Raw genomic sequence first — 25,088 nt, 5'->3', positions numbered from 1 at the left:
CGCTCCATCACGACCTCCGCCCCTCGCCCAGGCTGCTCGGCTCGGGACTCGCCTCCATCGTCGCGTCGATGGAGCCCAGGATGCCCCCGTCGATCACGACGTGGTCGCCTGCCTCGAGGTAGGGGTACGCCTCCGCTCCATGGACGCGAGAGAGCTCGAGGATGCAACCGGTCCCGACGGTGCCGCTGCCGATCACGTCGCCGGGCCGCAGCTCGGTGCCACGAGAGGCGAAGGAGATCATCTGCGCGAAGGACCAGTAAATATCGGCGAGATTGCCGGTGCTGTAGCGCTTGCCGTTGACGTGTGCGGTGATCTCGAGGTCGAACCCGCTCCGCAGGCGCCGGTGCTCGATCTCGTCCGGGGTGACCAGATAGGGGCCGAGTGACGTCGCCGTGTCCTTGCCCTTGGCCGGGCCGAGGTTCTGCCTCATCTCCAGTTCCTGGTGGTCGCGCGCGCTCCAGTCGCACATGATCGTGTAGCCGGCGATGTGGCTCTCGGCGTCCTCCACCGCGATATCGCTTCCCGTACGTCCGATCACGGCGGCGAACTCAAGCTCGAAGTCGAAACACTTCGAGCCTGGAGCCATGCGAATCGTCTCGCGTGGAGCCTTCATCGCCGCGGGATTGCTGAAGTAGAAGACAGGGATCTGGTACCAGCCAGGATCGACAGTCAATCCGAGCGCGGAGTGGGAGGTGACAACGTGCTCCTCGAACGCCATGAAGTCACGGACGCTCGGGGGAGCTTGGATGAGGCTCGCGTAGGTGACATCACGCTCCTCGACGACCTCGTTCGGATCGCTGAGTGCGCGCTCCGCCCAAGTGCTGAGCGTTTCGGGTCCGCGCAGAATGTCGAGCAACTGTGCTTCCTCGCCGAGCGAGAAGATCGACCCGTCCTTGACGACGCCGACTCGCGATCGGCCTTTCGCGTTCTCGTAGCTGACCCAGTACACGTCCTGCCTCCTTCAGCTTGATGCGGCCGGGACAGCGTACCCAAGAGATTTCACTGAGTCATCAGTGATGTTTCAGTTGCTCGGAAGCGTCACATCTCTCTGCCCGCGCACACTCCAGCACCAACGACAAGCCAGGCATGAAGCCTTCTCCTATCTGCGCTGTGCGGCAGGCCAGCCGCCCTCGCCACCAGTCAGGAGCTGATCAGAACCGCCCTCAACACCGGCTCGGCACCGCCCTCGCCCCCGAGGCAGTTGCACGCAGCTGGGCCGCCAACGTATGCGACCTCAACAGCCTTCACCTGGCGGTCGACGTGGCATCGGAGCACTTCGGTCGCGTCGACGTCGTCATCGCGGGCGGCCGATGCGGGGCCATGGACCCGCTGGACAGTATCGATCACGCGCGGCCCGGGAACGCATCATCTACATGACGTCTGGCATGCCTTCCGTGACGCCTGCCTCACGTCGAGCAGGCCCAGGACCACCTGCTACCGGTCTCCTCGATAGCCGCCTTCGCACACGTGCCACTCAAGAAGGTCGTCGACTCTATCGTCACCGGGGTCGCGCAACCCACAGCACCGGTGCAACCCGCACGCCCCGTCAGCGTGCGGCGACCATGCAGGAAAGCTTTCCGGACACGTCTACTCCACCGACGATTTCGCACCAGAAATCCGGGCTCAACCTTTCCTGCCCCGAGCAGAGGCCTCGCCTGAGACGGGAACGATCTCCGCATCGAGCAGCGACGGAAAACGCGTGAGGCTGCTCGCAACGCGCATGTGCGACTGCTCAATATGATTGCGTAGAAACGCCACGAATCTACTGATGTCACGCTGGCGAATGGCGGAGATGCATTCGTCGTAGTCATCCATCCGCCGGCCCGCGACAAGCAGTTCCGATTCTACAACCATGATCCACACGCGTCGTAGCTCGTCATAAAGTCGGCGATATTCCGCCAGAAAGTACTGATTATCGATGAATTCTGCCAGCACATCGAATGGCGCGATCGCATCGTCGATTACCCGCAGTGCGGTCTCATGAGAGTCCTCGGGTTCGGATGTGACCGATGCCAGTCGCTGGACCACTTCGATCAGCTCAGCGATCTGCTGATCGTTGGCCTTGGCCAGCCCGACCTCCGCCATTGCGCTCCCGAACATCGCCCAGTACTGGAACAACTCGTTCACTGAGCGCACGGTCATCGGTGCCACCTGGTAGCCCTTGCGCGGAATTGTCTGGATCAGGCCCTCGTGATCGAGCCTGGTCATGGCGTTCCGAACGGGACTGATACCGAGATTCATCTCTGCCGCGAGACCGCGCTCGGTGATGCGGGCACCCGGCATGAGCCGACAGGTGAGGATCGCCTCGCGGATCGTACGGTACGCGGCTTCACCGAGCGGGAGATCAGTGTCTGTGGTCACCAGGTCCATTACCTTCGGGCTAGATCGTTCCCCAAGCATACTTCCCGGAGTGCTGGGCAGATCACCCAGTACCGACACTTCTATTCATCGCTTTCTGCCAGGAATTGGTCACGCAGGACGGTCTTCAGGCCCTTACCGACCTAGCTCTGCGGAAGTTCATCGAGCACAACAATCCGCCGGGGCGTCTTCACCGCCCCGAGTTCGTCCCGGAGGTACGCGTCCATCGCGTCCGCATCGAGGACAGCACCGTCAACGCGTTGCACAGCGGCGACGAGCGCCTCACCCCAGTAGTCGTCGGGGACGCCGAACACTGCGCAGTCCGCGACCTCCGGGCGTCGCTGCAAAGCGTTCTCAACCTCTGCCGGATAGACGTTGCCCCCCGGTGATGACCATGTCCTTCTGACGGTCGACGATGTGCAGGAAACCCTCATGGTCGAGGTACCCCACGTCGCCCGTGTACACGAATCCGCCGATCAGTGTTTTTTCAGTTTCTTCGGGGATCGTCGTACTTAGCCGGACATGTTCAGGTCGCTCGCCACGCAGATCTCCCCGACCTCACCGGCACCGAGCACGCGATCCCCCTCCCGGATCTCGACGACAGTTTCGAGGCTCGGACGGCCGCAGCTGGAGAGCCGGGTGTCGTCGGCAATCTCTCCGTTGACGTCTCCGTCGACGAAGTGGTCCTCAGGGCGCAGAACAGTGATCATCGTGTGGCACTCGGTCTGTCCGTACCCCTGCGTCAGCACCGGCCCGAACACGCGGATAGCGTCGCGGAGAGGCGGGTGCGGCACCGTAGATGAAGTTGCGCAACGGTGCGAGAACACAACCCAGAAATACGGGGCGGCTGCCTACGGCCGGCCTGCCAGCCCGCTGTGCAACGCCTGCCTGGCGAAGGTCGAGGCCGGGCGCATCAAGCCCGCCAGCTGACGAGCCGGACTGTCCCGTCCAGGAGCTAGAGGTCGAGGACCGCGCGCAGCGCCGCGTCCACGCGGGCCATCACGGCGGGAGCGACAGCGCCCCTCAAGGTGGCCTCGGTGAAGCGCGTCGAGCGGAGCTGTTGGAGGTTGACGGCGACAGCGGTGGACGGGACCGGGTCGTCGATGACGACGGACATGGCGGTATCGGGGTAGCGGCCCGGGGGGTGCAGCACAATCGCGAGGACGGCTCCGTACGCGTCGTCCAGGCCGGTCAGGGAGACCACCAGGACGTCACGGCCATCGGGTGCGGGCAGGGTCCAGATCTCGCCGCGCTTGAGCTCTGACGTCACAGGGCGTCGCCCTCGCCGGCCAGGTCCTGGCCCAGGCCGAGCGCGGCGAGCTGGTGGCCGGCGTCGAGGGTCGCGGCGCGGCGCGCGGCGCGGACGATGTAGGCGTTCACGCTCAGGTTGGCCGCCTTCGCGGCCTGCTTGATCGCGGGCGCGATCTCGTCGGGGACGCGGAGCGTCATCGGGGTAATCGACATGACACCAGACTAGACACCAAATGTGGTGTCGTCAGGCGGTGTCGCGGATCGGGTCGGCGGGGCTTGCACTCGGGTAACGGCAACGGACGGCAGCGAGGTAGGGCTGCCTGGCCGCTCTACTCCTCATTCCGCCTCCGCGTCGCCGATGGCCACGCGGAGATCGTGCATGTACCGCTGGATGTGGGTCACGGCGTCCTCGGCACGGCCGAGGGCCTGGCGGACGCCGGCCACGTCACCCTCGCGGAACCGGAGGTGGGCGGCGAACGTATCCGACGCGGCCACGATGGCCGCGGACGCGGCCGACTGCCCTGGCAGCGTCTCGCCCTCGTCGAGTCCCAGGAGGTCGATTCCCAGGAGCTGCACCCCGGTGCGATAGAGCCGGTTGACCAGCACATTGGCCGACACCTTGGAATCCGGGCTCACCGCCTCGATCCATCCGAGCAGCACTTCGCCCTCGTCCTCGTCACGGCCCAACCGGGTCGCCTCGGTGGTCTCCAGCTCCACCGTGGCCAGAAGGCAACCGAGCAGCCGCAGGCGGTCCTCGTCCTGCGGGCCCTCGGGCCGCGTCTCCGGGTCGAACTGCGGCTCCGCTCCCAACGCCACCAAGGCCCGGTAGACCTGGTCTGCGCTCACCGGATGCTCGCTGCTGATGCTCATACCCCCAGCTTCACCTCCCGCCGCCCACACCGCCCTGCCGCACCAACCAGGACACGCGAGCACGCGGATGCCCCCGCCCCTGGGCCGTGACAGGCCAGGGGCGGGGGCATCGGGTCGTACAGGGCGTCAGGTGGCGTGTGTGATCAAGGCGCTACGCGCTACATCATTGTCCGCGCAGCCCCCTCCGCGGCTCCCCCGACTGGCCGCGGGGGACCTGGGCTCCCGGGGCGGGGGTTGCGCAGCAAGCTGCGTCTCCTCCTGCGACTCCGCGCCGACTACCACGCGAGTGGGGTCACAGTCGCCGGTAAATGCCCTGGCCGGAGAGGAGTTGCGCGGCTAACCCCGCTGGGTTCCATCCTGGCGCCGCCCTCTCCGGGCCTCCCTGTTCCGACCTGTGACCAGGGATTTCGCACCCTGCCATGTCCTGCATGCGAGTCACGCATGCCCGAATCCTTGAGGAATCCACTGCTATGCCAACGATTGCCCTGCTGATCTTCCTGCTGCTGGTCCTGGTCGGCCTGCTGGTCATCGGCGCGCTCGGCTACGCCGCCTACCGCCGCCCGGCGCTCACCCAGCCGCTGATGGATGGGGCGCGAGCGAGTCAGGAGAGCCAGTCGGCGTAGTGGGTAGGTGCCAGGTGGGCGTCCATGTCGGTGAGGACGTCACCCTTGACGGCGGCGAACATGCCGGCGGTGGGGTCGGTGACGACGGTACGGCTGTCGTTTTTGTGGGACAGGGTGATCCGGCCCAGCTCGTCCAGGTTGAAGACCTCGGGACCGCCGATGTTGCGGATGCCGTTCAGCGGGGCGCCCGCGGCGACCTCCGCCACCGCTTCAGCCACGTCCTTGGAGGCGATTGGCTGGATCGGCGTGGCGGGCAGCCGGACGGTGTCGCCGTCGGTGGTCCAGGACAGGACGGCGTCCATGAAATCCATGAACTGCGTCGCACGGACGATCGAGTAGGGGATCGGCCCGGCCGCGAGGATCTTCTCCTGGAGAGCCTTGGCCCGGTAGTAGTCCAGTTCCGGAACCTGGTCCGTGCCGACGATCGAGAGGATGACGAAGTGGCCGATGCCGCTCTTGTGGGCCGCAGCCAGAAGGTTGTCCATCGAGGTCTGGAAGAAGGCCAGGGAGGCTTCGTCGAAGGTCGGGGAGTTCGTCAGGTTGACGACGACATCGGCTCCCGCCACCGCCTCGTCCAGCCCCCGGCCACTGATGACGTCGGCTCCGGTGGACTGCGAGTGCGGTACCGCCTCGTGCCCGGCGGCATTCAGCTTCTTGACGACCTGCGACCCGATCAGCCCGGTACCGCCGATGACTGCGAACTTCATGAGGCACCTTTCATAGAGATCACGCAAGAAATATGGCAGATAAGCCACTATGTGGGCGCGGAAAGACACGGCGGTGGCTTTGTGCGCGAGTTTGGGCAGCGTTTATTCACCAGTTTGGGAGGCAGTGAAGCCTCGCTGGAATCGAACGTTGGCCAGCGGTGACGTGTGTGCCCACCGTTCTGCGGAACGGCGGGGCGAGCATGTCTCCCGGCGAAGGTCGGGGTCCTACTGGGAGAACGCGTAGGTCCGGACGGGGTCGAGGTGCAGTTCGTAGGGCCCGAAGCAGTCGGCCGCGAGGGTAGCGACCGCAGCACCGCAGGGGCAGGCTCGGTTGAGTCCCTCGTCGCCTGCCGGTCCGCAGCACCCAGTGCTGTTCTCTCAGTTGGGCAACGGCTGAAGGCCAGCGGCGTCGTCGGGGTGCACCAGTACTGTCTGTCGGCTGCCCGCCGAGATGACGAAGCCTTCTTCGCGGCAGATCCGAGGCCCCCGCGGCTGAGCTGGCTTTGGGTTCTTCTGATCGTCCTGCACGACGTAGGGGGGTCCCCAGGGCTCGGGATCGATCGCGTAGCGGCCCTGCGGAATGGTGGATGGTGCCCGGCGCGTCTCCTTGTCCCGGTCGCGCTCGCCGACGGAGAGGTCGGGGATAGCGGCAAGCTCCGCCAGCTCCGGCGTGATCGCGGTGCCGCACTTGGAACAGAGGAAGACGGTCATCCCCTCGTTGTAGTTCTCCGGGCTGCTGCTTCGCACCCTCGTTTCGCCGTTCGGAGTCGATGCGCGCGTCGAGGGCGGCCACCGGGATCCGTCATCGTGCAGGGCCATCTCACGGAGTATTCGAACAACGGCGGCTTCTGGCGTTGCTCGAAGTCGTGAACATCTGCTGTCCGTTCTCGTGAATAGGGCCACGGCGGTTTAGAAGCCATCTCATTTGGTGAGTCTGCGGTAGCAGATGAGAGTGCAGGCGATGCTGGTGAAGGCCAGGAAGTGTTCGGCTTTGCGTTCATAGCGGCGGTGGAGGCGGCGGCATCCGGCGAGCCAGGCCATGGTGCGTTCGATGGTCCAGCGGTGGCGTCCCAGCCGCTGGGAAGACTCGACGCCTTTGCGGGCGATGCGGTGCCGGATGCCGCGCTGGCGTAACCATCGGCGCAGGTGGTCGTAGTCGTAGCCCTTATCGGCTTGGAGTTTGGCAGGTCGTCGCCGACGCGGTCCGCGACGGGAGCGGATGGGCGGGATGCCTCGCACGAGCGGTTCGAGGGCCTGGCTGTCGTGCAAATTGGCACCGGATATCCCCACGGACAGGGGCAGCCCGGTCCGCTCGGTGATCAAGTGGATCTTTGAGCCGTACTTGCCCCGATCCACCGGATTCGGACCCGTCAGGTCCCCCTTTTCAGGGCCCGCATGTTCACCGAGTCGATCGCGCAGCGAGACCAGCCCAGTTCACCCCGGGAGCCGAGTTCATCGAGGATCAACCGATGGAGCTTCGCCCACACCCGGGCCTTCGACCACTCTGCGAAACGCCGATGAGCCGTGGGTCCCGATGGTCCGAACGAGGCGGACGGCAGCTGCTGCCACGTGCAACCCGACGTGGCCACGAACACGATCGCAGCCAGTACCTCCCGGTCACCGTGCCGGCGCCGGCCGCCTCCCTGAGGTCGACTCGGCGCCTCCGGCACCACGCACCGGAACAACTCCCACAGCTCATCAGGCACCAGCCGCTCAACGATCCCCACGCCGGCAGGCTACCGACATCAAGGAGAAGGACCGCAGTCAGCGGCCCATTCGGCGCTGCTCGTCGAACCGACGCAGCACCCGTACCAGACGCCATATTCCGGCCGTCGCTCCGAGCAGCGCACCCCCCACCAACACGCCCTGCTTCGCTGAACCAGAGATGCCAAAGGCTAGTGCGAGAGTCAGAGCGCCGGCGAAGACCGCCGCAGCCAGCGCGACAGCAGTCACCAGGGCGAAAACGATCTCCACCGTCATTGCGTCCTTTTCCCACCGCGACTCACGCCCCATGTCCATGCTGCAAGTCTCACCTCACGGTCAAGCCACGGCGCCTGGGCCGGACAGCCTGACTCTCACGTGCCGAGGCGCTTACCAATTGAGATGACTTCTAAGAGCCCGCGCAGATAGGCGGCGGGCGGGACCTAGCACTCCAGCATTCCCGGAAGCTGAGACGGCATCAGGGATCGATCAGGGTGCTATCAGGGGCGATCCCCGATGCGTCGCACCGCGACGGTGCGGCACGGTCGTGGGCATGACTTTCAAGCCTTCTTCCTCCAACGCCGGGACCGCGACGACAGCGGGCCGACGCAGGCGGGTACCGATGGCGGCGCTCGGCTGCGCGGTGCTCGGCACGGTGACGCTGGGCACGTCCGTCCCGGCGGTCGCGGCGCCCGCCACGCGGCCTGCCGTCGCGGTCGACACCACCGGCGACCGGTTGCCGGAGCTGGATCCGCAGGCGTTGCAGCATGCCCTGTCGAGCGCGCCCGACCGCGTCACGGGCGTGCTGGCACGCGTGAGCGGGCCGGACGGCCACTGGACCGGGACGTACGGCACCGCCGACCTCACGACCGGCGCGCCGGTGCCGGTGGACGGCCGGTTCCGTCTCGGCAGCGTCACCAAGACCTTTATCGCCACCGTGGTGCTGCAACTGGCCGCCGAGGACCGCGTCGACCTCGACCAGCCTGTCCAGCGCTACCTGCCGAACGTCCTGCCCGACAGCTACCCGCCGATCCCTGTCCGCAGCCTGCTCAACTTCACGAGCAGCCTGCCTGAACTGACCCTGGACGACTTGCCCACCACCCCGGACGGCATCGTCGAGCACCGCTTCGACAACCACCCGCTCTCCGAACTCGTCGCCAAGGCCGTCCGGCACGAACGCCCCTTCACCAAGCCCGGTTGCATGCAGGTCTACGGAGCCACCGGCTACTACGTCGCCGCCATGCTCGTCGAGAACCTCACCGGACACACCTACCAGCAGGAGATCACCACCCGGATCCTGCAACCGCTGCACCTGCGCGACACCACCGCCCCGCAGACCGACACCACGATCCCCGGCCCCCACTCCCACGGCTACATCGCCGTACCTCGGCCGAACGGCGGATCGCAACTGGTCGACATCACCGAACAGAACCCCGGCGCCGGCGGCATGATCTCCACCACCGCCGACCTCGACCGCTTCCTGACCGCACTCTTCCGGGGACGACTGCTGCCCCCGACCGAGCAGGCGGAACTGTTCGACGTCCCCGACGTCCCCTACCTCGGCGGCACCGCCGACGACCCGGGACAGGGCAGCGCCTACTACGCCGCCGGCCTGATGCGCGTGACTCTGCCCAACGGCGTGACGGTGTGGGGCAAGACCGGCACCACCTTCGGCTACACCAACGGCATGTTCACCACCCGCGACCTGCGCCGCCGCCTGGTGTACTCCTTCAACCCCACCACCGGCGGCGGCAACGACCTCGCCCTGGTCACCCGGATCCTGTCCGCGACCTTCGCCCCGTGAGCGTCACACCTCATGGGTGACGATCACCTTGCCGAACGCGGCTCGGGATGAGCGGCCTCATCGAGCTCAGAGCGCAGCACAGCCAGCTCACCACCCTGCCCGACACCATCGGCCAGCTCCGCAACCTGCGTGAGCTATGGCTCCGAGGAAACGCGATCGAGCACCTGCCGTCGTCAGCAGCCAAGCTGCACGAACTGCGTTACCTGAACCTCCGCCAGGACGGTGCCGGCCGCCGGGTCACGGTGCACCGGGACGTACAGGCCCCAGTCGGCGTCACCGGCCGTGAGCCAGTCCCCGGACCACGGGGCGTCGGTGGTCTCCAGCACGCGTCCGGCGAGCGGGCCGCCCACGAGTCGAACGATCACAGCAGTGCCTCCATCCGGCGGGAGCCTCCCGCCTCACCCCTTGGTGGGCTCAGCGCCCGGAGGACAGCACCGGAGTGCCGGCGACTTCCGCCCCGGATGTCGCCCACGTTCGACCACGAGCGGACATGCACGGGCTGCGGAACCAGTGACTGGGACATGGGTGGCGGCTGCGCGACGAACTGCGGGGCCGAAGGGGATAGATGCGCCCGCTGCACCGCCGACGTCAGCCGACCAGTGTGGTGGCCGTGCATCAGCGCGGTCGCACTCGGCCGCGCGCGACGGCCCGGAAACGGCACCTGCGAGGCCCTCTGCCCGAATCCGTGACCAGCGCCGAGCATGGTCACATGCGTCTGATATTGATCCGCCACGCCCAGACCACTGCCAACGTCGCCTACACCATGCACACCAGGATCCCCGGTCCCGAGCTGACCGCGCTGGGCCGGAAACAGGCGGCGGCTCTCCCCGTCGCCCTCGCCGATGAGAAGATCGACGCCCTCTACGCCTCCACCCATCAACGCACCGGACTCACCGCCGCCCCGCTCGCCGCCGACCGTGGGCTGTCCGTCCACGTCCGCGACGGAATCCGGGAAGTCTCCGCCGGCCACTGGGAGGGCGCCAGCGATCACGCCTCCCACACCGCCTTCCTGGACTTCGTCTTCGGCTGGCCCACCGACCCTTCCGCCCGCGTGCCCGGCGGCGAGAGCGGCCAGGAAGTCCTTGAGCGGTTCGACGGCGTCGTCGACGAGGCCGTCCGCAGCGGGGCGAACACAGTGGCCATGGTCAGCCACGGGGTCGCGATCCGCGTCTGGCTCGCCGCCCGCGCCGCCAACGTCTCCGTGCAGGACATGACGGAGCGGGAGCTCGACAACACCGGCATAGCCGTCACCGAGCTCGACGGCGACGCGTGGCGCGTCACCTCGTGGGCCGGACTGCCCATCGGCCCGGCCCGCACCGAGCCCCACGACAGCGGGCCCACAAGGTGACCGGCACCTCGGAGTCCTCGCACCGCGGCCGGCGTGCAGGACTCCATCGCCGGCCAGACGCTCATCGAACGGATCGCCATCGAGCACCCCACCGCCCGCAAGACCTGGGTCGACGGCGGCTACCGCCAGCACCTCGTAGAACACGCCGCCACCCTCGGTATCGACATGCGCATCGTCCGCCGCTCCCCCGCCACAAGGGATTGGGGCTGCTGCAGGGTTGGGTGACAGGTTTGACCTGCCCAACCCGATCGTGCGGCAGGCCCGTTCTACTACTCCCTGGCTTTTGAAAAGCGGGACGATTACGAGACATCCGCAGAGTTCGACCATGCACGCGACTTCTAAAACGACGAGCGTCGGTCTCGGCCACCCAGCAACGACAGCTGGGGGCCTGACACTGTGGAAGATGACGGCGGGCAACGGGGCAGACACCAGCCCTCCGGCTCGCATCGCAGCTTCTTCGACGCCCTGGTTCAGTCTGAGCGATCGCTGAACTCCCGAGGTCTGACGAGCGACACGTGGGCCATCAACTCGATCCGCATGCCGGGGACGGCCAGGGCCGCGACCACGACGCAGCAGCGGTTCGGGTAGGGGGTGTCGAAGTATTCCCGGTAGACGGCGTCGACCAGTGGGATGTCGGCCCGGTCGGTCAGGAAGAGCAGGACCTGGGCGACGTCGCCCAGGCCAGCTCCGGCCGCCTCGGCCGAGCGGCGCAGATTCTCCAGGGTCAGCCGGGCCTGCGCGGCCACCGGGCCAGTGTCGATGCTGCCGTCGGGGCGCACCGGACCGTGGGCGGTGAAGAGCATCCCCGCGGCGGTCACCGCCCACGAGAACGGCTGGTCGGGGGCGGGTAGACCAGTGTCGACCGGGGTGATCACGTCGTACTCCTTCGCAGCATCTCGGCGAGCCGCCGGTACCAGGGGTAGTCGGGGGATCGCAGGGCGGTGTGGGTGTGGAAGTGGTCGGCACCGGTTTCCTCGACCAGGTCCACTGCCGTGTGATGGTCGGCCAGTTGGGCGGCCAGAGTTTGGTTGGAGCGGATGACCCGGTCGGTGTCGTGTTCTCCGTACGTCAGCAGGAAGGGGACCGCCCCGGGTTCGGTGATCCTGCACACCGGGCTCATCGCGGTGTCCAGCGCGGGTTCGGCGAGCACCGTCGTGTAGATGAGCTCCTCCAGGCTGCCCGGGAGTGGGGCGGGATGTCGCAGGTCCATGATTCCGCTGACCGGCAGGCAGGCCGCAACGCCCTCTGGGGCCAGCAGGGCGGTGAGCGCGGCGAGTTGGCCCCCAGCGGAGTGGCCGGCCAGGAACAGACGGTGGGGGTCTCCGCCCCACCCGCGGATGCCATGCCTGATGTGTGCGAGCGCGGCGAGCGCGTCCTCGAGCCCGGCAGGCAGCGGATGGGCCGGGGCGAGCCGGTAGGAAGGGGCGACCAGGACGAAGCCGAGCGAACAGGCGGCGCGGCTCATGAACGTCACCCACTGTCGGTAGCCGTTGGTCCAGCCACCGCCGTGCCAGAAAACCAGGACCGGGGCCCGTTCGGCGCCTTGGGGGGCGAAGACGTTGTACCGGTGCAGCGGGTGGGGCCCGTAGGCGATGTCCCGTGCGGCGCCCACCGCGGGATCGGTGCCCTGGGCGTCCCAGTCCATGACCGTGCGGGCGTAGCCGACAGCGGCGTCCACCGGGAGCGGGGGCTGGCCGTCGGGGTTGTGGACGGCGGAGAGCGTGAGATCCGTGGCGTGTGTCATGCGACCGGGTCGCCTTCGGCAAGGCCGACCTCGGCGGCTGCCGGGGACTTGGCCTCGGCCGGGCGGAGTGTGCGCAGCAGGACGACGGAGAGAAGGGCTGCGACGGCGGTGCTCGCCCCCAGGATAAGCATGGCGGCGGTGAAGCTGCCGGTGCTGCCGCGGACGAATCCCACCAGGTACGGGCCGCAGAAACCGGAGAAGCTGCTGATCGTGTTGATGACGGCCAGGCCTCCGGCGGCCGCGCGTCCCACGAGGAACTGCGAAGGTACCGACCAGAACACGCCCAGGCCCGCGGAGACGCCGACCACGGTGACGCACAGCGCGGCGAAGCTCGCGGCCGCATCAGGCACCACGGATCCCGCGGCCAGGCCCACCGCACCGGTCAGCAGCGGGATCGTCACATGCCAGCGCCGCTCCCCGCTGCGGTCCGAGTGCCGGCCGTTAAGGATCATTGCCACCGCTCCCAAGCCGAAGGGGACCGTCGTCAGCAGGCTGGTGTGGAGTATGGAGCCGCCGGAGAGCTGCGCGATGATCTGCGGGGCCCACAGGGTCACGCCGTAGAAGCCGATGCCCCAGCAGAAGTACAGCGCGCCGAGGAGGTAGACGATGGGGAGTCGCAGCGCGTCCTTCAGCGAGTGGTTGCCCTGCGTGCCGGCGGCCGCGGCGTCCTTGTCCATTCGGGCCACCAGCCAGGAGCGCTCCTCCTCGGCGAGCCAGCGCGCCTGGTCCGGGCGCTCGGTCAGGGTGCGCAGCGTGACGAAGCCGAGCACCACCGCGAGAGCGCCCTCGACAACGAACAGCCACTGCCAACCGCCCAGCCCGGCGGCGCCGTCCAGGTAGGTCAGCAGCAGCCCGGACAGCGGCGCCCCCACCACGACGGCGACCACGTTGGCGGAGATGGCCTGGCCGATCGCCTTGGCCCGGCGCTCGGCGGGGAACCACAACGTCAGGTAGTAGAGCATCGCGGGCAGGAATCCGGCCTCGGCGAAGCCCAGGGCGACACGGACCGCGACGAAACTGGTCGGGCCGACGACCAGGGCCTGTGCCATGGAGACGAGTCCCCACGTGATCGCGATCCGGGCGATCCAGCGGCGCGCGCCGTAGCGCAGCAGCAGCATGTTGGCGGGGACCTCGAGAGCGAGGTAGCCGAAGAAGAAGGCTCCCGCGCCGAAGCCGTAGACGGCTGGAGACAGGTGCAGTTCCTTGTTCATCTGCAGGGCGGCGAAGCCGACGTTCGCCCGGTCCAGGAAGTTGACCAGCCACAGCGCGAACAGCAGGGGGATGATCCGTCTGCCTACTTTCGCGTAAACCGAGTCCTCGATTGCCACGATGACCACCACTTCTCGTTCAGGGAGTGCGGGAGCCACCGCCGGCTGGGCGGCGGTCGGCGTATCGCATCAGGGGCGGGACAGCACAGAGTTCAGGCGTACAACGGCAGGGCACAGCAAGCCCCGAACCTTTGGACTTCCGGGGCTGGGGTGTTGCTGGCCGCGGCTGCCGGACAGCCTCCATGGACATCTCTTGAGCGTCAAGATATCTTTTCGATGTGATCCGGACGACGGCATCGGGGAGGCTCAGTGGAGTCGGTACACGCAACGGGCGAACAGAGCGCGGGAACGCCTCACAGCGAGCCCCTCGACGCGATCGACGAGATGATCGGCCTCTGGCAGGCCTGCCTGCCCGAGGCCGAGGTGCGCAGCCTCGAGGTGGTCAGCCGCATGCTGCGCATCACCCGGCTCTTCGACCGTGACCGCGACAAGACGCTGTCCCGCTTCGGCCTGGAGCCCTGGTCCTTCGACATGCTGGCGGCACTACGCCGGGATGCACGACAGCAGTCCACCCCCGGGGAACTCATGGCGGCTACGCTCGTGACCTCCGGGACGATGACGACGCGCCTCAAGTCCCTGGAGAGCCGCGGCTGGATCACCCGCACTCCAGACCCCGTCGACCGCCGCATTGTCGTGGTCAAACTCACCACCGAGGGCAGGAAGGTGATCGACGAGGCGTTCGGCGAGGTCCTCTCCTGCCAACGCGAACTGATCCGCTCCCTGTCGGGCGAGGAGTTTCGTACGGCCGCGCAGATCCTGAAGAAAATCCTCCTCGACCACGAAGGCCCAGCACGACTTCCCTGACGGTCATGGGTTTCCCGGGGCGCAGACGACCGCGCCGAAGCGATGGGAAGGCCAGCCAGTCCGGATCTTGGACCTGACTCCCTGAGCCGGTGCTCCACTCTCAACATCTGTACGTCGATCGAGCGACTTCGGGAGGGTGCGGGATGACGCAGAGTCGGCCTGAGGGAGCCGCCTCGGCACGGCTGTGGGAGCGGGACGCGGAGGTCGCGGTCGTCGCGCAGGCACTCGGTGAACTCTGCGGGGACGCGGCGTCGTCGGGCAGCCTCGTCGTGTTCAGCGGAGAGGCCGGCATCGGCAAGACCGCACTCCTCGACGAAGTGCGCCGCATCGCGCAGGGCAGGGCCACCGTCTGGTCCGCCCGCGGCGGCGAGACCGTCACCTCCGTCCCCCTTAACGTCGTACGCCAACTCCTCCAGCCCGCACTCCTCAACCTCTCCCAGGAGGAGACCCGCGAATACTTCGGCGACTGGTACGACATCGCAGGACCCGCCCTCGGCATAGCCGAACCGAGCGGCCGTCAGGCCGACCCGCAGGGCGTGCGCGACGGACTCGTCGTCGCCGTGGCCAGACTCGCCCGGCTGCACTGGCCGCTCGTCCTGCTCATCGACGACGCGCAGTGGGCCGACGAGGAAACCCTGCACTGGCTCGCCGCGTTCGCCGAACGCCTCGACGACCTGCCCGTCCTCGTCGTGGTCGCGCACCGCGACGGCGAGGCGACCGCCGCCTCCACCGGCCACCTCGAAGCCGTCGGCGCCGCCGCCCACCCCCGCACCACCCTGCACGCCCTCACCCCGGACGCCACCGCCGGCCTCACCCGCGCCGCGCTCGGCGAACACGCCGACGCGCCCTTCTGCCGCGAAGTCTGGGCCGTCACCGGCGGCAACCCGTACGAGACCGTCGAACTCCTCGCCAAGGTCCAGGACAGCGCCTTCGAACCCACGGAACCCTCGGCCAGCGAACTGCGCGCCCTGAACAAGGCGGTAAGTCCACGCACTGTGGCCCCAGGCTGGGGCTATTCGGCTGCCTGGTCCGGGTTGGGGGGTGACGCTGTAGTAGGGCCTTGACCCCTGATTCTGGACACACGAGACACTGGATCCTGAGGTTCTGAGGACGGACATCTCGTGGTCATGAAGAACTATCCGCCGGAGTTCAAGACGGTCACCATCTCCGGCGTGGCCTGGGAGCGCTACGCGACCTGCCCGAGGGCGACCGTCAGCCGCCATAACGCCGCCCAACTGTCATCCTGAAAGACCGGACAGCCCCGCGCCGGCCCGCCGGGACGGAGTACGGCCTGAAGACACGACGAGCGGCGCGGGTCGACGTGGTGTAGAAGCCCGGTGCCCCGGTGGTGGGCAGTTACGTACACCCGGTCGAGCTCCCTCTGTTCGTCGTCCACCCATGCGAAGGGGCGACCGTTGGCGTAGTCCACAAGCGGACCGGTCTTCCAGTGGACCCCGTCAGGGCGTTCTTGGAACAGGGCGTCGCCGAAGTCGACGAAGGGGAGTTCGGGAAGGCCGAGCACGGGGGCGACCCATCGATTGGCGTCGTCCATCCATGTGGTGGCCCAGCACAGCTCGTAGTCGAGCCGAAGCAAAGCTTGCCCGTGCTCGGGGTTGAGCCAGACCCGCAGGGGCCGCCGCCGGACCGAGAGTTCTCCGTCCCCTTGCCAGCATCGGCTGTGCGTCGAAGCGCAACTGCAACGATCGTTCCCGGCGTCGAGCCGATCTGATGTGATGATCCCGGTGTGGCTGGAGTGATCACGGCGTCGGAGCCGTCCTGGATATCCCCGTTTACCGGGCTGAGCCCGCGCCAGTTCACCAAGCTGGTAGTCGTACTGCGGCGCCAGGAGGCTGACACCCTCCGCCGGGGGCGGCCCTGGGGCCTGCCTCTGGAGGACCCACTCCGGCTGCGCCAAGGTCTACCCCACGCCGTCGCCTCGTAGTTCAGCTGCTCCTGGAAGAACCGCAGCTTTCTCTCCCCGGCGTCGAGAATCTCGCCCGGCGCGAGGCTCCATCCACGAGGCGCGTCATGCGGACCAGCCGTGCCCGCCGCCGTTGTTGACCAGGGCGAGGGCAGCCGTGGCGGCGACGAGGTACCGGGTGAGGCGGCCTTGGGGACACAGGGCTGCCGGGACGAAGGGGAGAGCCGCATACCAGGGCATCGACCACGGAGCCGTGAGAACCCAGGCGAAGGCGAGCGCGAATGGTACGGCGACGGCAGGGGGAGAGCCCGCGGGCGTACGGCGGTGAAGGGCCCAGGCCAGTACGAGCATCAGGCCGGGCCACAGCAGACGGATGGCCGTCGCGGTCGCACCGGGCCCAAGAAGTTCGCTTCCCAGCCAGTCGAACACCATCCACAACGACGGGAACGAGACCATCCGTGAGGCGGCCGAGAGCGGGGCGAGAGCGTGCAGACCGTACACGCTGTAGAGGAGTGCGATGGTCAGCGCGGCCACCGAGGCCTGCCGGGCGACTCGCCGCCAGGCTCCCACTCGCAGCAGCGGCCAGGCCAGTGCGACGCCGAGCAGGGCCGCACTGATCTTGACGCAGCAGGCAAGGCCGACCAACCCCCCGATGAGCAGGTCATGGCGCAGCCGGGGAGTTCTGCGCGCCAGATGGATCGCGCCGACGGCGAGAGCGGCCACGATGGTGTCCAGATGTCCGCCTCCGACCAGCACACCGATCAGCAATGGGTTGGCGACCCACAGCAGCCCAGCCCTGACGGGATCGTCCGCAGCGCGGATCAGCAGATAGCCGGTGCCCAGGAACACGCACGCGTTGGCCAGCATCAGGACCCAGATCGTCACCCACGGCCGCTCACCGCCGAGGAATGCCGCCGCGCTCTGCCACCATGTCGCGACCGGTCCGTACACGGAGGTGGTGTCACGCCAGGCGACGGCCACGAGTTGGGCGTAGGGGCCTCCCAGTTGGGCGGGGGAGGTCACGTACGGGTCACCGCCGAGCGCGGCGATACGGCCGTACGCCGCATAACTGGCCGTGTCGGAAGACCCGACCGGGGTGAGGTTGGCGACGACGAGCACCGCGAGCGCGCCCGGCAGGAAGAGGAGACGGGAGTCCGGGCTCCAGCCCCGCCGACGGGCGCTGAGCATGCCGAGCGTGCCGAGGCAGGACAGGACGATGGCCGCGATGGTGACCGTCTGGGAGAGGACGTCGGGCATCGCCGGCAGCGCGCGCCAAGTGGTGGGGACCGTGAGTGTGTTGTGATTGGGGGCGCCGGAGCCCACCAGGGCGAACAGGGTGACACCCGCCGCGGACATGGCCACCGCGGTGCGGGGACGGGGCTGGGCGACGACCGCCCGCACCGGTGGGACGAGCGCCCGAAGCCGTGCCTGGGACAGGGGAATCCACTGGTTGTCGTCGGTCGTCAAGTTCAACCTCTGTGTCCTGCTCGGGCGTTGTCCGTCGGGGTACACGCTGCCCTTGGCCCGACCCGCCCGGCAACCCCGCTTTCCGGATACATACCGGGGAAGGTGTGATCGTCTGCTCTGTGGGGGGTTCGGGGCTTGCGACAGTGTGAACGTTCGGTCACGAGCTCACTACGGCCATCTTGGATCGCTGCGCCAGTCGTCCTCGGGCCAGGGCCGCCTCGGCCTCGGACCCTGACGTTGCCCAGGCTGATCGTCGAACCCGGCTTCATGTTCCGGCGACGAGCGTGGCGCCCAGCGCGAACATAGTGACGGCGACCAGGGCGTCCAGTACGCGCCAGGCGGTGAGCCGAGCCAACAAGGGGCCGAGCAGCCGGGCGACTCCCCTCCACGGGCCACGTTGCCCTTGTCTGTTCCGCGCAGCGTGCACCTGTGCGTGCCAGACGGACAGGCGCGACCGCGTGTTATGGCCTAATCCGCCGGTATGAAACCCGGCACTGACAGCGGCGTGCCGTTTTCTGTCAGCGGACGTGGCAGCAGGCGCGGAGGCTGCCGCGCCCGGTGCAACGGCCTGGCAACCCTCGCGCAGCGCAGTAGGCGGGCGGAGTTCGGCGTTGCTGTCCTCGCGGGCTGGTCTGCTCGGCTAGGACGTCGCGGGCTGCGGCGTTCGCGGAGGCGCTACCGAAGACCGCAGCCGAGCTGTACGTCACCGAGACCGATGACACGACGATGGTCAAGGCGGAAAAGGAGCTCCCCGCGTCGTCCATCGACGCGGAGTTCTACGGGCTGGAGGCCGGCCGCCACGTGCCGCCGGCCCGGGTGTGGTCGGGGTCGCTGTGCGGCGACCATCTGGTGGCCGAACGCCGGGAGGTGCTACGGCAGTTCACCAACGGCATCGACGCCAACAACCGGCGCGTACACCGGGTCTTCCTCTCGAGCGTTCGCGTGCTCGGGGAAGGCGTCGACATCACCGGCGAGCGCGGTGTGGAGGCGATCTGCTTCGCCGACACCCGCGGCTCCCAGGTAGAGATCGTGCAGAACATCGGCCGCGCGCTGAGGTTGAACCGCGACGGCTCCACCAAGTTCGACGGCAAGCCAGCGTTCCTGGTACTCGGAGTTGAGGAGCTGGTCCCCTCAGCCACCAGATCCAGCTCGTCGACCGGGCCACGGGCGGCCCCCACGCGGACACCCTGGTGTACGCGCCGTGGCGCACCGATCCGCCTCCGCCCTGCGACAGCTGGGCCGCCGGCATCGCGGCGAGCTGCCCCGCGTCGGGCGCGGGCAGGGCGAGGGGCCGGCACCGCCCGTCGGCGGCAAGGTGGATTTTGGTGGTGAAGCCGCCGCGGGAACGTCCCGGGCATTCGCCGATCTGACCACCTCCTCCAGCCGGACGACCAGTTTCCGCAACACCGGTTCGGCCCGGTTCGCCCCCTGGACCGCCCCCTTTTGAGGCGGTGCGGTGGGCGGGGCCTTCTTCGCGCCGGCGGCATGCTGGTGAGCCCGCACCGCGGTGGAGTCCACCGCCACGTCCCAGTCGATCCCGCCCTGAGCGTCCTCGGCGGCCTGCACCTTCGACAGCAGCATCTGCCACGTCCCATCCGCCGACCAGCGACGATGCCGTTTATAGACCGTCTCCCAAGGCCCGAACCGCTCCGGCAGATCCCGCCACTGCACACCCCTCCGCACCCGGTACAACACCCCGTTGATCACCCGACGGTGATCACTCCACCGGCCCCCACGCGTCCCGCCACGCGGCAAGAACGACTCCAGCCGATCCCACTCCGCATTCGTCAGATCCCCACGGCCCATACAGCCGGCCTGCCCCCAACACCCCACCCACGTAAGGAGATCCGAGAACAGTGCCTAGTCCAGCGCCGCGACCCGGTCCGCGGACAGGGATTGGTCGAAGATCTGGACGTTTTTGATGCCGCCGGGGAAGAAGTCGACGGGTCGGCCGTGGAAAGTGGCGCGGCCGATCACGAGGGGGCCTGGGGTGGTGACGGGGCGGGTGTCGGTGGCGGTGCCCTGCTGTGTGCCGTTGACGTAGAGGTGGAGTCGGTGGGAGGCGGCGTCGCAGACCCCGACCAGGTGTGTCCAGGTGTTCATGGCGGGCGGCTCAGCCGCGAGGGCGCGGACGCCCGGCCGGGAGAACGCCCACCGGTGGTCGGCGCCCGAGTACTGGAGAAAGAAGGCGCTGCCGTTGGAGGTGCCTTGACTGACGGCGGTGGCGAAGCCGTTCGTGCTGGTGAGGTAGACCCAGGCGGAGACCGTGAAGCTGTGTCCAGGGGCAGTGTCGAGCACCGGGCCGCGCGTGGTGATCTGGCTGCTGACGCCGTTGAAGAGGGCGGCGCCGCTGTTGCCCGTGCGCCAGCGGACATCGGATGCGGTGCCGTCGTGGGTGCCGGCCGTGTCCGCCGCGGCGGTGCCGGAGCGTTCGTCAAGTCGCCATGCCCCGACCGGCTTGGGGCCGGTGGGCCGGGCCGGTGCGGAGCCTCGTGAGGTGTCGTGGCTGAGCGTGAGGTACATGGGGACGCCCACCGCGACGGCGGCCGCTGCGACGGCTGCCGGGATCAGGAAGGTACGGCGGGCGGGGCCGTGTCGGCCCGCAACATCGGCAGGACGCGGACGCGTCATCGCCGTTGCCGGCAGGGAAGTGATGGGCACGTCGTGGCGGCCGACGGCCGTCGGCCCCGTGCCGGGAGCGCCCGGTACCGGAGGCCGGGGGTCAGCCGGGACCGCCGCTGCCCCGTGGGCCGGCCGGTGCCCCGGGTAGGCTGTTTCGCTGCGCGCACCGGGGTCTACGGTGCCGCCGGGGACGGCACCGGCGTCCCGGGCACTACCCCTGTCCGGGGAGATCGCGGAGCTGGTGGAGCACTCGCCGCCGGTGCCGACGGCGGCGTCCCAGCCGGATATCCGACCGGATGGCGCGGTACCGTGCGGCGTTCCGCGGCTGCGGTCGGCGCTTTCGGCCGGTGCGGCACCCGCGGCGCACCGGGCGAGGAGTTGGCGCGGGGTGGGGCGCCGGGCGGGGTCCTTGGCCAGGCAGTCGGCGATGAGGGCGCACAGCGCAGGGTCGGTGACCGCGTCGAGGTCGGGGGTGTCGTGGACGACCCGATAGAAGATGGAGGCCAGGTGCCCGTTGCCGAACGGGTTACCGCCGGTGGCCGCGTACGCCAGTACCGTCCCGAGGGAGAAGACGTCGCTGGCCGGACTGATCTCCTCGCCATTCACCTGCTCCGGCGACATGAATCCCGGGGAGCCGAGCGCTTGCCCTGTCACAGTGAGGGAGCTGCTCTCGACGACCCGGGCGATCCCGAAGTCGATGACCCGCGGGCCGTCCGCGGCGAGCAGCACATTGGAGGGCTTGAGGTCGCGGTGGACGAGGTGCGCGCCGTGGATCGACACCAGCGCCTCGGCGAGCCCGGCGGCCAAGGCGAACACCTGCGGCGCGGGCATCGGCCCCCGGTCGGTGACCGCCTTCTCCAACGACGGACCGGCAATGTAACTGGTGACCAGCCAGGGCCCGGCCGCGTCCGGGTCGGCGTCGATCACCGGCGCGGTGAACGCCCCACTGACTGCACGCGCGGCCTGCACTTCCCTGCGGAACCGGGAGCGGAAGTCCGGCCGGTCGACCAGCGCGGCGTGCACCACCTTGACCGCGACCTGTCGGCCGCCCGGCGAGCGCCCGAGGAAGACCTGCCCCATACCGCCGGCGCCCAGCCGCCCCAGCAACTGGTATCCGCCGATGGAGCGCGGGTCGTCCGGATACAGCGCTGCCACAAACCCCTCCTGCGTCGTCGCCCCGGTCTGGTCCGGCCGGACGGCCCCCAGCATAGGGGGCGGCCGGCGCGCCGTCCGGGGCGGCCTCCGCCGTGGCAGCGCGCCTGATCTGCCGTCATGACCGGAGCGGGACGCGATGCGTTGGCCCCCTCCTTCAGCAAGACGATCACGGAGGTCGCGCGGGATCTGAAAGTGATCCCGGAGCGACGCAGTCGCGAACAGGTCATTGATTTCGCTGAGTTTGGGATTGAGGGTGCAACGGCGTCGTCAGAAACCCACGCACCCGATGGCGGTGAAGTTCGTCCTCGCCGACACCTTCCGTCTCCACCTGGAGACCGCCCACCTGGGTGCGGATCAAGGGCGGAGTGGTCCTTCTTGTCAGCCCCGCGCCGGTCACCGGCGTCCTCCGCGCGTGGCTCTCGCACAACACTGAGTCGCGTGACCGTGGCTACAGCACGGCAGCCAAGCCCCCATTGAAGTGGCGAGTGTTGACTCCTGGCGGATGGGCCGCTGGGTTCATGCGGTGAGCCGGTGAGCCGGTGAGCCGGTGAGCCGGTGAGCCGGTGAGCCGGTGAGCCGGTGAGCCGGTGAGCCGGTGAGCCGGTGAGGCATCACGGATGCCCTCCCCCGTGGAAGGTTGCAGGTCAGCGACGTGATATCAACCACGTGAAGATCTCTCACCAGTTGGCAACCGGGCCCGCCCGGGCCGCGTGAATCCCACGTGAGAGATCACAGAGAACTGATGCTGCGTCAAATCGGGGAGAATCCCTTGCGAATCCACAAGTCCGCCGCCATCGCCGTCGTCGCCGTCGCGGCCGGCCTGTCGCTCACCGCCTGCAACAGCGACGGCGCGACCTCGGGCAGCGCGAGCGGCGGCGCCTCGGCGAGCGCCAGCGCGGCCGCCGGTACGAACGGCGGGGCGACCGGCGGGTCCGCCCAGGCCCAGGCCGGCGGCTCGGGCTCCGGTTCGGGCGGCGGCAGCGCGCAGGCCGCCGACGGCAGCGGCTCGATCTGCCACGCGTCCGACCTCAGCGGCGTCCGCGCGAGCAGCGTGACGACCGGCGGTGCCGAGGTGCTCACCACCGTCCGGCTCACCAACAACGGCTCCAGCAGCTGCAGCATGCACGGCTTCCCGGGGGTCGACCTGAACTTCCAGGGCGGCGGCTCGGACAGCGCCGCGCGGAGCGACACCTCCGCGGTCTCGGTCACCCTTTCGCCCGGCCAGTCGACCACCTTCCAGCTGATGACCCCCTACAACAACAGCGGCGGCACCGGCGTCAACGTGACCAGCCTGACGGTCACCCCGCCGAACGACACCCACCAACTGACCGTACGGCAACCGCAGATCAACCTCGCCGTGACGGACGGCTCCGACAGCAGCGCCAAGGACATCCAGGTCGGCCCGATCGGCGGCAAAGTCGACTGACCCCCGGTCAGACGTGCCCCCTCCCCCTCCCCCTCTCCCCCGCCACCAGCATGTCGCCCTCGTCCGCGCCGGAGCCCGCTTCGAACGCGGCCTCCTGGCCGAGCGACCGAAGGCAGCGGCGTGATGCACGACAGCCGCCAACCCGGGCGGTCGTGGTCGCGAAACAACCGCGGCTACGTTCTACTCAAGGTGGACACCGTCGAGCACGATGCCTGGATGTCCCAGCCAGAAGCCGCCGGCCACCTGGGCGACACGCTCATCCGCGTCGGGATGCTCATCGCCAACCGCCGCCTGATACCGGCAGAGAACCCGGCTGGCCGAGCTGGAGTCACGACCGCCAGTGTTCAAGCCGAGGAAACCTGGCGAGCGAACGCAACAAAGCGGGCGAAGCCCGCCTCGGGCGCGCAGCTCGGCGACGTCGGGGATGCGGAGGCCTGGCAGGGCGTGGATCAGATCGACCTGGGAGGCGCGGATGGTGCGCGCGGCCACGTGATCATCGTACGGGTGATGTCACGTCTGGCTGTGCTCGATCAGGGGTCACCAGGAGCCTGACCGAGTCGGCGGCGCGGTGGGCGTCTTTGAGGACGGCGGCTGTTGTCTCGGTGGGCGGCACCGGCGGGCTACCGACGACATGCAGTGCCAAGAGCGGACCGGGCCTGACAGGAACTGACGCGGGAAACACGCACGGCTAAAGAGGCGTAGAAAGGGCATATGGGCGTACGAGGTGCATCGGGAGACCCCACCTTGGAGCAGCGCGCGGGGCGCGGGCTGGTGGTGGTCTCACTTGCACTGATCGTGGCCATCAGTGTGGCGGACGTCGGTACCGGCACCAGTGTTCATCTGGGTCCGTTGCTGGTCATCGCGCCGACTCTGACCGCTTCTGTCGCCGGTCCGTGGCTGACCGCCCTGATCGGGGCTCTGGCGGAGGCGGCCCTGGTGATCGTCTCGGTCCTCCTGGGCGGGCTGGCCACGACCAACCACGTGGCACAGCTCATCGCCCTGGCCGTGCTGTCGGCCCTGGTGGTCTTCATCTCCTATACGCGGGAGCGGCGTACCCGGGAGCTGAGCCGGGTGCGGTCGGTGGCCGAGACGGCACAGCGGGTTCTGCTGCGGCCTCCACCTCGCCGGATCGGGCCGTTGCGGGTGGCCTGGCTGTATCTGGCTGCCGAGGACGAGACTCAGATCGGGGGCGATCTGTTGGCGGTTGCCCGTGCCGATCACGCCTGTACCCGGGTGCTCATCGGCGATGTTCGAGGTCATGGGCTGGCCTCCGTCGGCGAGGCATCGGTGGTGCTGGGCGCGTTCCGTGAGGGCGCTCCCCGGTACCACTCCTTGCCCGAGCTCGTGACCGCCGTCGAAGAGAGCGTCTGCCGGAACCTGGAGGAGGCCGCTGATACCGCGCATGACGTCGGCGAGCACTTCACCACCGCCATCATGATCGACATCCACGATGAGGGTCCGCGAGCTGAGATGCTCAACTGCGGCCACCCGCCGCCCCTGCTGGTCCGTGGTGGCGCGGTGACCGCCCTGAACTCCCGTCAGCCTGCACCCCCGTTGGGCCTGTGTTCTCTGGGCGTACGGAACGGCGGCACTGATCCGTTCGTCTTGGAGACGGGTGACATGCTGCTGCTCTACACCGACGGCGTGATCGAAGCCCGCTCACCGGCCGGAGATTTCTACCCGCTCGCCGAACGCGTCGCCTCCTTCCCCGCCTCAGGTCCCGACGCTTTGCTGCACCACATTCACCACGACCTGCTCGCGCACACGGGCAAGCGACTCACCGATGATGCCGCTTTCCTGATCATCAAACGCACCCTCCCGCGCTATCTGCGCCGACCGCACCTCACCGACGGACCACCCCGTCGACAACCGGCTGACTGTCACCGCCTGGCCCGCTGAGCACGCTCCGCGCATTCCGTCACCCCTCGAGCCGCATGTCGTCGGGCCAGCGGCTGGCGT

The 25,088-nt window shown here is 68.5% G+C and carries 24 protein-coding genes and 8 pseudogenes; 12 read left to right on the top strand and 20 right to left on the bottom strand.

Annotation, left to right across the window (positions count from 1 at the left end):
• Nucleotides 1-7: 7 nt before the first annotated feature.
• The 7 genes from ABZ893_RS24240 to ABZ893_RS24210 form a co-directional block, all read right to left on the bottom strand.
• A complete protein-coding gene (locus ABZ893_RS24240; protein WP_361407213.1) occupies nt 8-949 on the bottom strand; it encodes a fumarylacetoacetate hydrolase family protein in 942 nt (313 codons plus the stop codon).
• A 674-nt stretch (nt 950-1,623) separates the two neighbouring features.
• Nucleotides 1,624-2,361 (bottom strand): GntR family transcriptional regulator, encoded by a 738-nt coding sequence (locus ABZ893_RS24235; RefSeq protein WP_361407211.1) that lies wholly within the window; start codon nt 2,359-2,361, stop codon nt 1,624-1,626.
• 140 nt (nt 2,362-2,501) lie between these two features.
• Nucleotides 2,502-2,792, bottom strand: coding sequence for a hypothetical protein (locus ABZ893_RS24230; RefSeq protein ID WP_361407209.1), 291 nt, complete (start codon nt 2,790-2,792; stop codon nt 2,502-2,504).
• A 78-nt stretch (nt 2,793-2,870) separates the two neighbouring features.
• On the bottom strand, nt 2,871-3,152 hold the full coding sequence (locus tag ABZ893_RS24225) for an AMP-binding protein (RefSeq protein ID WP_361407207.1): 282 nt from the start codon (nt 3,150-3,152) through the stop codon (nt 2,871-2,873).
• 161 nt (nt 3,153-3,313) lie between these two features.
• Entirely contained in the window at nt 3,314-3,628 is a 315-nt protein-coding gene (locus ABZ893_RS24220) for a hypothetical protein (RefSeq protein WP_361407205.1), read from the bottom strand.
• On the bottom strand, nt 3,625-3,822 hold the full coding sequence (locus tag ABZ893_RS24215; protein WP_361407203.1) for a DUF1778 domain-containing protein: 198 nt from the start codon (nt 3,820-3,822) through the stop codon (nt 3,625-3,627). Before ABZ893_RS24215 ends, ABZ893_RS24220 begins: the two co-directional genes overlap by 4 nt.
• A gap of 123 nt (nt 3,823-3,945) precedes the next feature.
• Nucleotides 3,946-4,479, bottom strand: a complete 534-nt coding sequence (locus ABZ893_RS24210) for a hypothetical protein (protein ID WP_361407201.1) — start codon at nt 4,477-4,479, stop codon at nt 3,946-3,948.
• Nucleotides 4,480-4,949: 470 nt separating this feature from the next.
• On the opposite strand from ABZ893_RS24210, the gene ABZ893_RS24205 reads away from it, so the two are divergent.
• Entirely contained in the window at nt 4,950-5,102 is a 153-nt protein-coding gene (locus tag ABZ893_RS24205; protein WP_361407199.1) for a hypothetical protein, read from the top strand.
• On the opposite strand, the gene ABZ893_RS24200 is transcribed toward ABZ893_RS24205, so the two are convergent.
• The 4 genes from ABZ893_RS24200 to ABZ893_RS24185 all read right to left on the bottom strand — a co-directional run bounded on the left by ABZ893_RS24200 (nt 5,081) and on the right by ABZ893_RS24185 (nt 7,828).
• Entirely contained in the window at nt 5,081-5,809 is a 729-nt protein-coding gene (locus ABZ893_RS24200) for an NAD(P)H-binding protein (protein ID WP_361407197.1), read from the bottom strand. The genes ABZ893_RS24205 and ABZ893_RS24200 overlap by 22 nt on opposite strands.
• A gap of 378 nt (nt 5,810-6,187) precedes the next feature.
• Nucleotides 6,188-6,520 carry a hypothetical protein gene (locus tag ABZ893_RS24195; protein WP_361407195.1) on the bottom strand — a complete coding sequence of 111 codons (333 nt, stop codon included), beginning with the start codon at nt 6,518-6,520 and terminating at the stop codon, nt 6,188-6,190.
• A gap of 210 nt (nt 6,521-6,730) precedes the next feature.
• Nucleotides 6,731-7,530 (bottom strand): IS5 family transposase gene (locus tag ABZ893_RS24190; RefSeq protein ID WP_361407277.1). Its coding sequence is split into 2 segments (ribosomal slippage): nt 6,731-7,192 and nt 7,195-7,530, totalling 798 coding nucleotides; the frame shifts between segments, so codons are not numbered across the junction.
• A gap of 43 nt (nt 7,531-7,573) precedes the next feature.
• Entirely contained in the window at nt 7,574-7,828 is a 255-nt protein-coding gene (locus ABZ893_RS24185) for a DUF6332 family protein (protein ID WP_361407194.1), read from the bottom strand.
• A gap of 235 nt (nt 7,829-8,063) precedes the next feature.
• Here ABZ893_RS24185 and ABZ893_RS24180 point away from each other — a divergent pair, with 235 nt between their 5' ends.
• Both ABZ893_RS24180 and ABZ893_RS24175 read left to right on the top strand, forming a co-directional pair.
• A complete protein-coding gene (locus ABZ893_RS24180; RefSeq protein WP_361407192.1) occupies nt 8,064-9,314 on the top strand; it encodes a serine hydrolase domain-containing protein in 1,251 nt (416 codons plus the stop codon).
• Between the two features lie 47 nt (nt 9,315-9,361).
• Nucleotides 9,362-9,472, top strand: a pseudogene (locus ABZ893_RS24175) (leucine-rich repeat domain-containing protein); the annotation flags it as partial.
• A gap of 15 nt (nt 9,473-9,487) precedes the next feature.
• Here ABZ893_RS24175 and ABZ893_RS24170 read toward each other — a convergent pair.
• On the bottom strand, nt 9,488-9,679 hold the full coding sequence (locus ABZ893_RS24170) for a hypothetical protein (RefSeq protein ID WP_361407190.1): 192 nt from the start codon (nt 9,677-9,679) through the stop codon (nt 9,488-9,490).
• 344 nt (nt 9,680-10,023) lie between these two features.
• Here ABZ893_RS24170 and ABZ893_RS24165 point away from each other — a divergent pair, with 344 nt between their 5' ends.
• Entirely contained in the window at nt 10,024-10,662 is a 639-nt protein-coding gene (locus ABZ893_RS24165; RefSeq protein ID WP_361407188.1) for a histidine phosphatase family protein, read from the top strand.
• A gap of 21 nt (nt 10,663-10,683) precedes the next feature.
• Nucleotides 10,684-10,860: pseudogene (locus tag ABZ893_RS24160) on the top strand (IS5/IS1182 family transposase); the annotation flags it as partial.
• Between the two features lie 272 nt (nt 10,861-11,132).
• Here the strand turns inward: ABZ893_RS24160 and ABZ893_RS24155 are convergent.
• From ABZ893_RS24155 to ABZ893_RS24145, 3 genes are read right to left on the bottom strand one after another with little or no spacing between them, the layout of a single operon-like run.
• Nucleotides 11,133-11,537, bottom strand: coding sequence for a RidA family protein (locus ABZ893_RS24155; RefSeq protein ID WP_361407186.1), 405 nt, complete (start codon nt 11,535-11,537; stop codon nt 11,133-11,135).
• Nucleotides 11,534-12,406 carry an alpha/beta hydrolase gene (locus ABZ893_RS24150; protein WP_361407184.1) on the bottom strand — a complete coding sequence of 291 codons (873 nt, stop codon included), beginning with the start codon at nt 12,404-12,406 and terminating at the stop codon, nt 11,534-11,536. The genes ABZ893_RS24155 and ABZ893_RS24150 overlap by 4 nt, the downstream gene beginning before the upstream one ends.
• A complete protein-coding gene (locus ABZ893_RS24145; protein WP_361407182.1) occupies nt 12,403-13,734 on the bottom strand; it encodes an MFS transporter in 1,332 nt (443 codons plus the stop codon). Before ABZ893_RS24145 ends, ABZ893_RS24150 begins: the two co-directional genes overlap by 4 nt.
• A gap of 249 nt (nt 13,735-13,983) precedes the next feature.
• Between ABZ893_RS24145 and ABZ893_RS24140 the strand changes: the two genes are divergently transcribed.
• On the top strand, nt 13,984-14,538 hold the full coding sequence (locus tag ABZ893_RS24140) for a MarR family winged helix-turn-helix transcriptional regulator (RefSeq protein ID WP_361407180.1): 555 nt from the start codon (nt 13,984-13,986) through the stop codon (nt 14,536-14,538).
• Nucleotides 14,539-14,681: 143 nt separating this feature from the next.
• Nucleotides 14,682-15,518: pseudogene (locus ABZ893_RS24135) on the top strand (ATP-binding protein); the annotation flags it as partial.
• Nucleotides 15,519-15,847: 329 nt separating this feature from the next.
• Here the strand turns inward: ABZ893_RS24135 and ABZ893_RS24130 are convergent.
• Nucleotides 15,848-16,186, bottom strand: a pseudogene (locus tag ABZ893_RS24130) (hypothetical protein); the annotation flags it as partial.
• 96 nt (nt 16,187-16,282) lie between these two features.
• On the opposite strand from ABZ893_RS24130, the pseudogene ABZ893_RS24125 reads away from it, so the two are divergent.
• A pseudogene (locus ABZ893_RS24125) lies at nt 16,283-16,435 on the top strand (IS5/IS1182 family transposase); the annotation flags it as partial.
• Between the two features lie 129 nt (nt 16,436-16,564).
• On the opposite strand, the gene ABZ893_RS24120 reads toward ABZ893_RS24125, so the two are convergent.
• Complete coding sequence (locus ABZ893_RS24120) at nt 16,565-17,932, bottom strand: hypothetical protein (protein WP_361407178.1); 1,368 nt, start codon at nt 17,930-17,932, stop codon at nt 16,565-16,567.
• A 259-nt stretch (nt 17,933-18,191) separates the two neighbouring features.
• A pseudogene (locus tag ABZ893_RS24115) lies at nt 18,192-18,302 on the bottom strand (amino acid transporter); the annotation flags it as partial.
• A gap of 278 nt (nt 18,303-18,580) precedes the next feature.
• Between ABZ893_RS24115 and ABZ893_RS24110 the strand changes: the two are divergent.
• Nucleotides 18,581-19,006: pseudogene (locus ABZ893_RS24110) on the top strand (helicase); the annotation flags it as partial.
• A 202-nt stretch (nt 19,007-19,208) separates the two neighbouring features.
• On the opposite strand, the pseudogene ABZ893_RS24105 reads toward ABZ893_RS24110, so the two are convergent.
• Nucleotides 19,209-19,732, bottom strand: a pseudogene (locus ABZ893_RS24105) (IS5 family transposase); the annotation flags it as partial.
• Between the two features lie 54 nt (nt 19,733-19,786).
• Nucleotides 19,787-21,703 carry a LamG-like jellyroll fold domain-containing protein gene (locus tag ABZ893_RS24100; protein WP_361407176.1) on the bottom strand — a complete coding sequence of 639 codons (1,917 nt, stop codon included), beginning with the start codon at nt 21,701-21,703 and terminating at the stop codon, nt 19,787-19,789.
• Nucleotides 21,704-22,472: 769 nt separating this feature from the next.
• Here ABZ893_RS24100 and ABZ893_RS24095 point away from each other — a divergent pair.
• The 3 genes from ABZ893_RS24095 (at nt 22,473) to ABZ893_RS24085 (ending at nt 25,028) form a co-directional block, all read left to right on the top strand.
• Complete coding sequence (locus ABZ893_RS24095; RefSeq protein ID WP_361407175.1) at nt 22,473-23,129, top strand: DUF4232 domain-containing protein; 657 nt, start codon at nt 22,473-22,475, stop codon at nt 23,127-23,129.
• Nucleotides 23,130-23,249: 120 nt separating this feature from the next.
• On the top strand, nt 23,250-23,681 hold the full coding sequence (locus ABZ893_RS24090; protein WP_361407173.1) for a hypothetical protein: 432 nt from the start codon (nt 23,250-23,252) through the stop codon (nt 23,679-23,681).
• Nucleotides 23,682-23,873: 192 nt separating this feature from the next.
• A complete protein-coding gene (locus ABZ893_RS24085) occupies nt 23,874-25,028 on the top strand; it encodes a PP2C family protein-serine/threonine phosphatase (protein WP_361407172.1) in 1,155 nt (384 codons plus the stop codon).
• The last annotated feature ends 60 nt before the right edge of the window (nt 25,029-25,088 follow it).

It is taken from the genome of Streptomyces sp. NPDC046821 (genome assembly GCF_040645335.1).
Classification (GTDB): domain Bacteria; phylum Actinomycetota; class Actinomycetes; order Streptomycetales; family Streptomycetaceae; genus Streptomyces.
The sequence above is the reverse complement of the archived record's forward strand: the minus strand, read 5'-3'. Positions and strand labels throughout refer to the sequence as shown.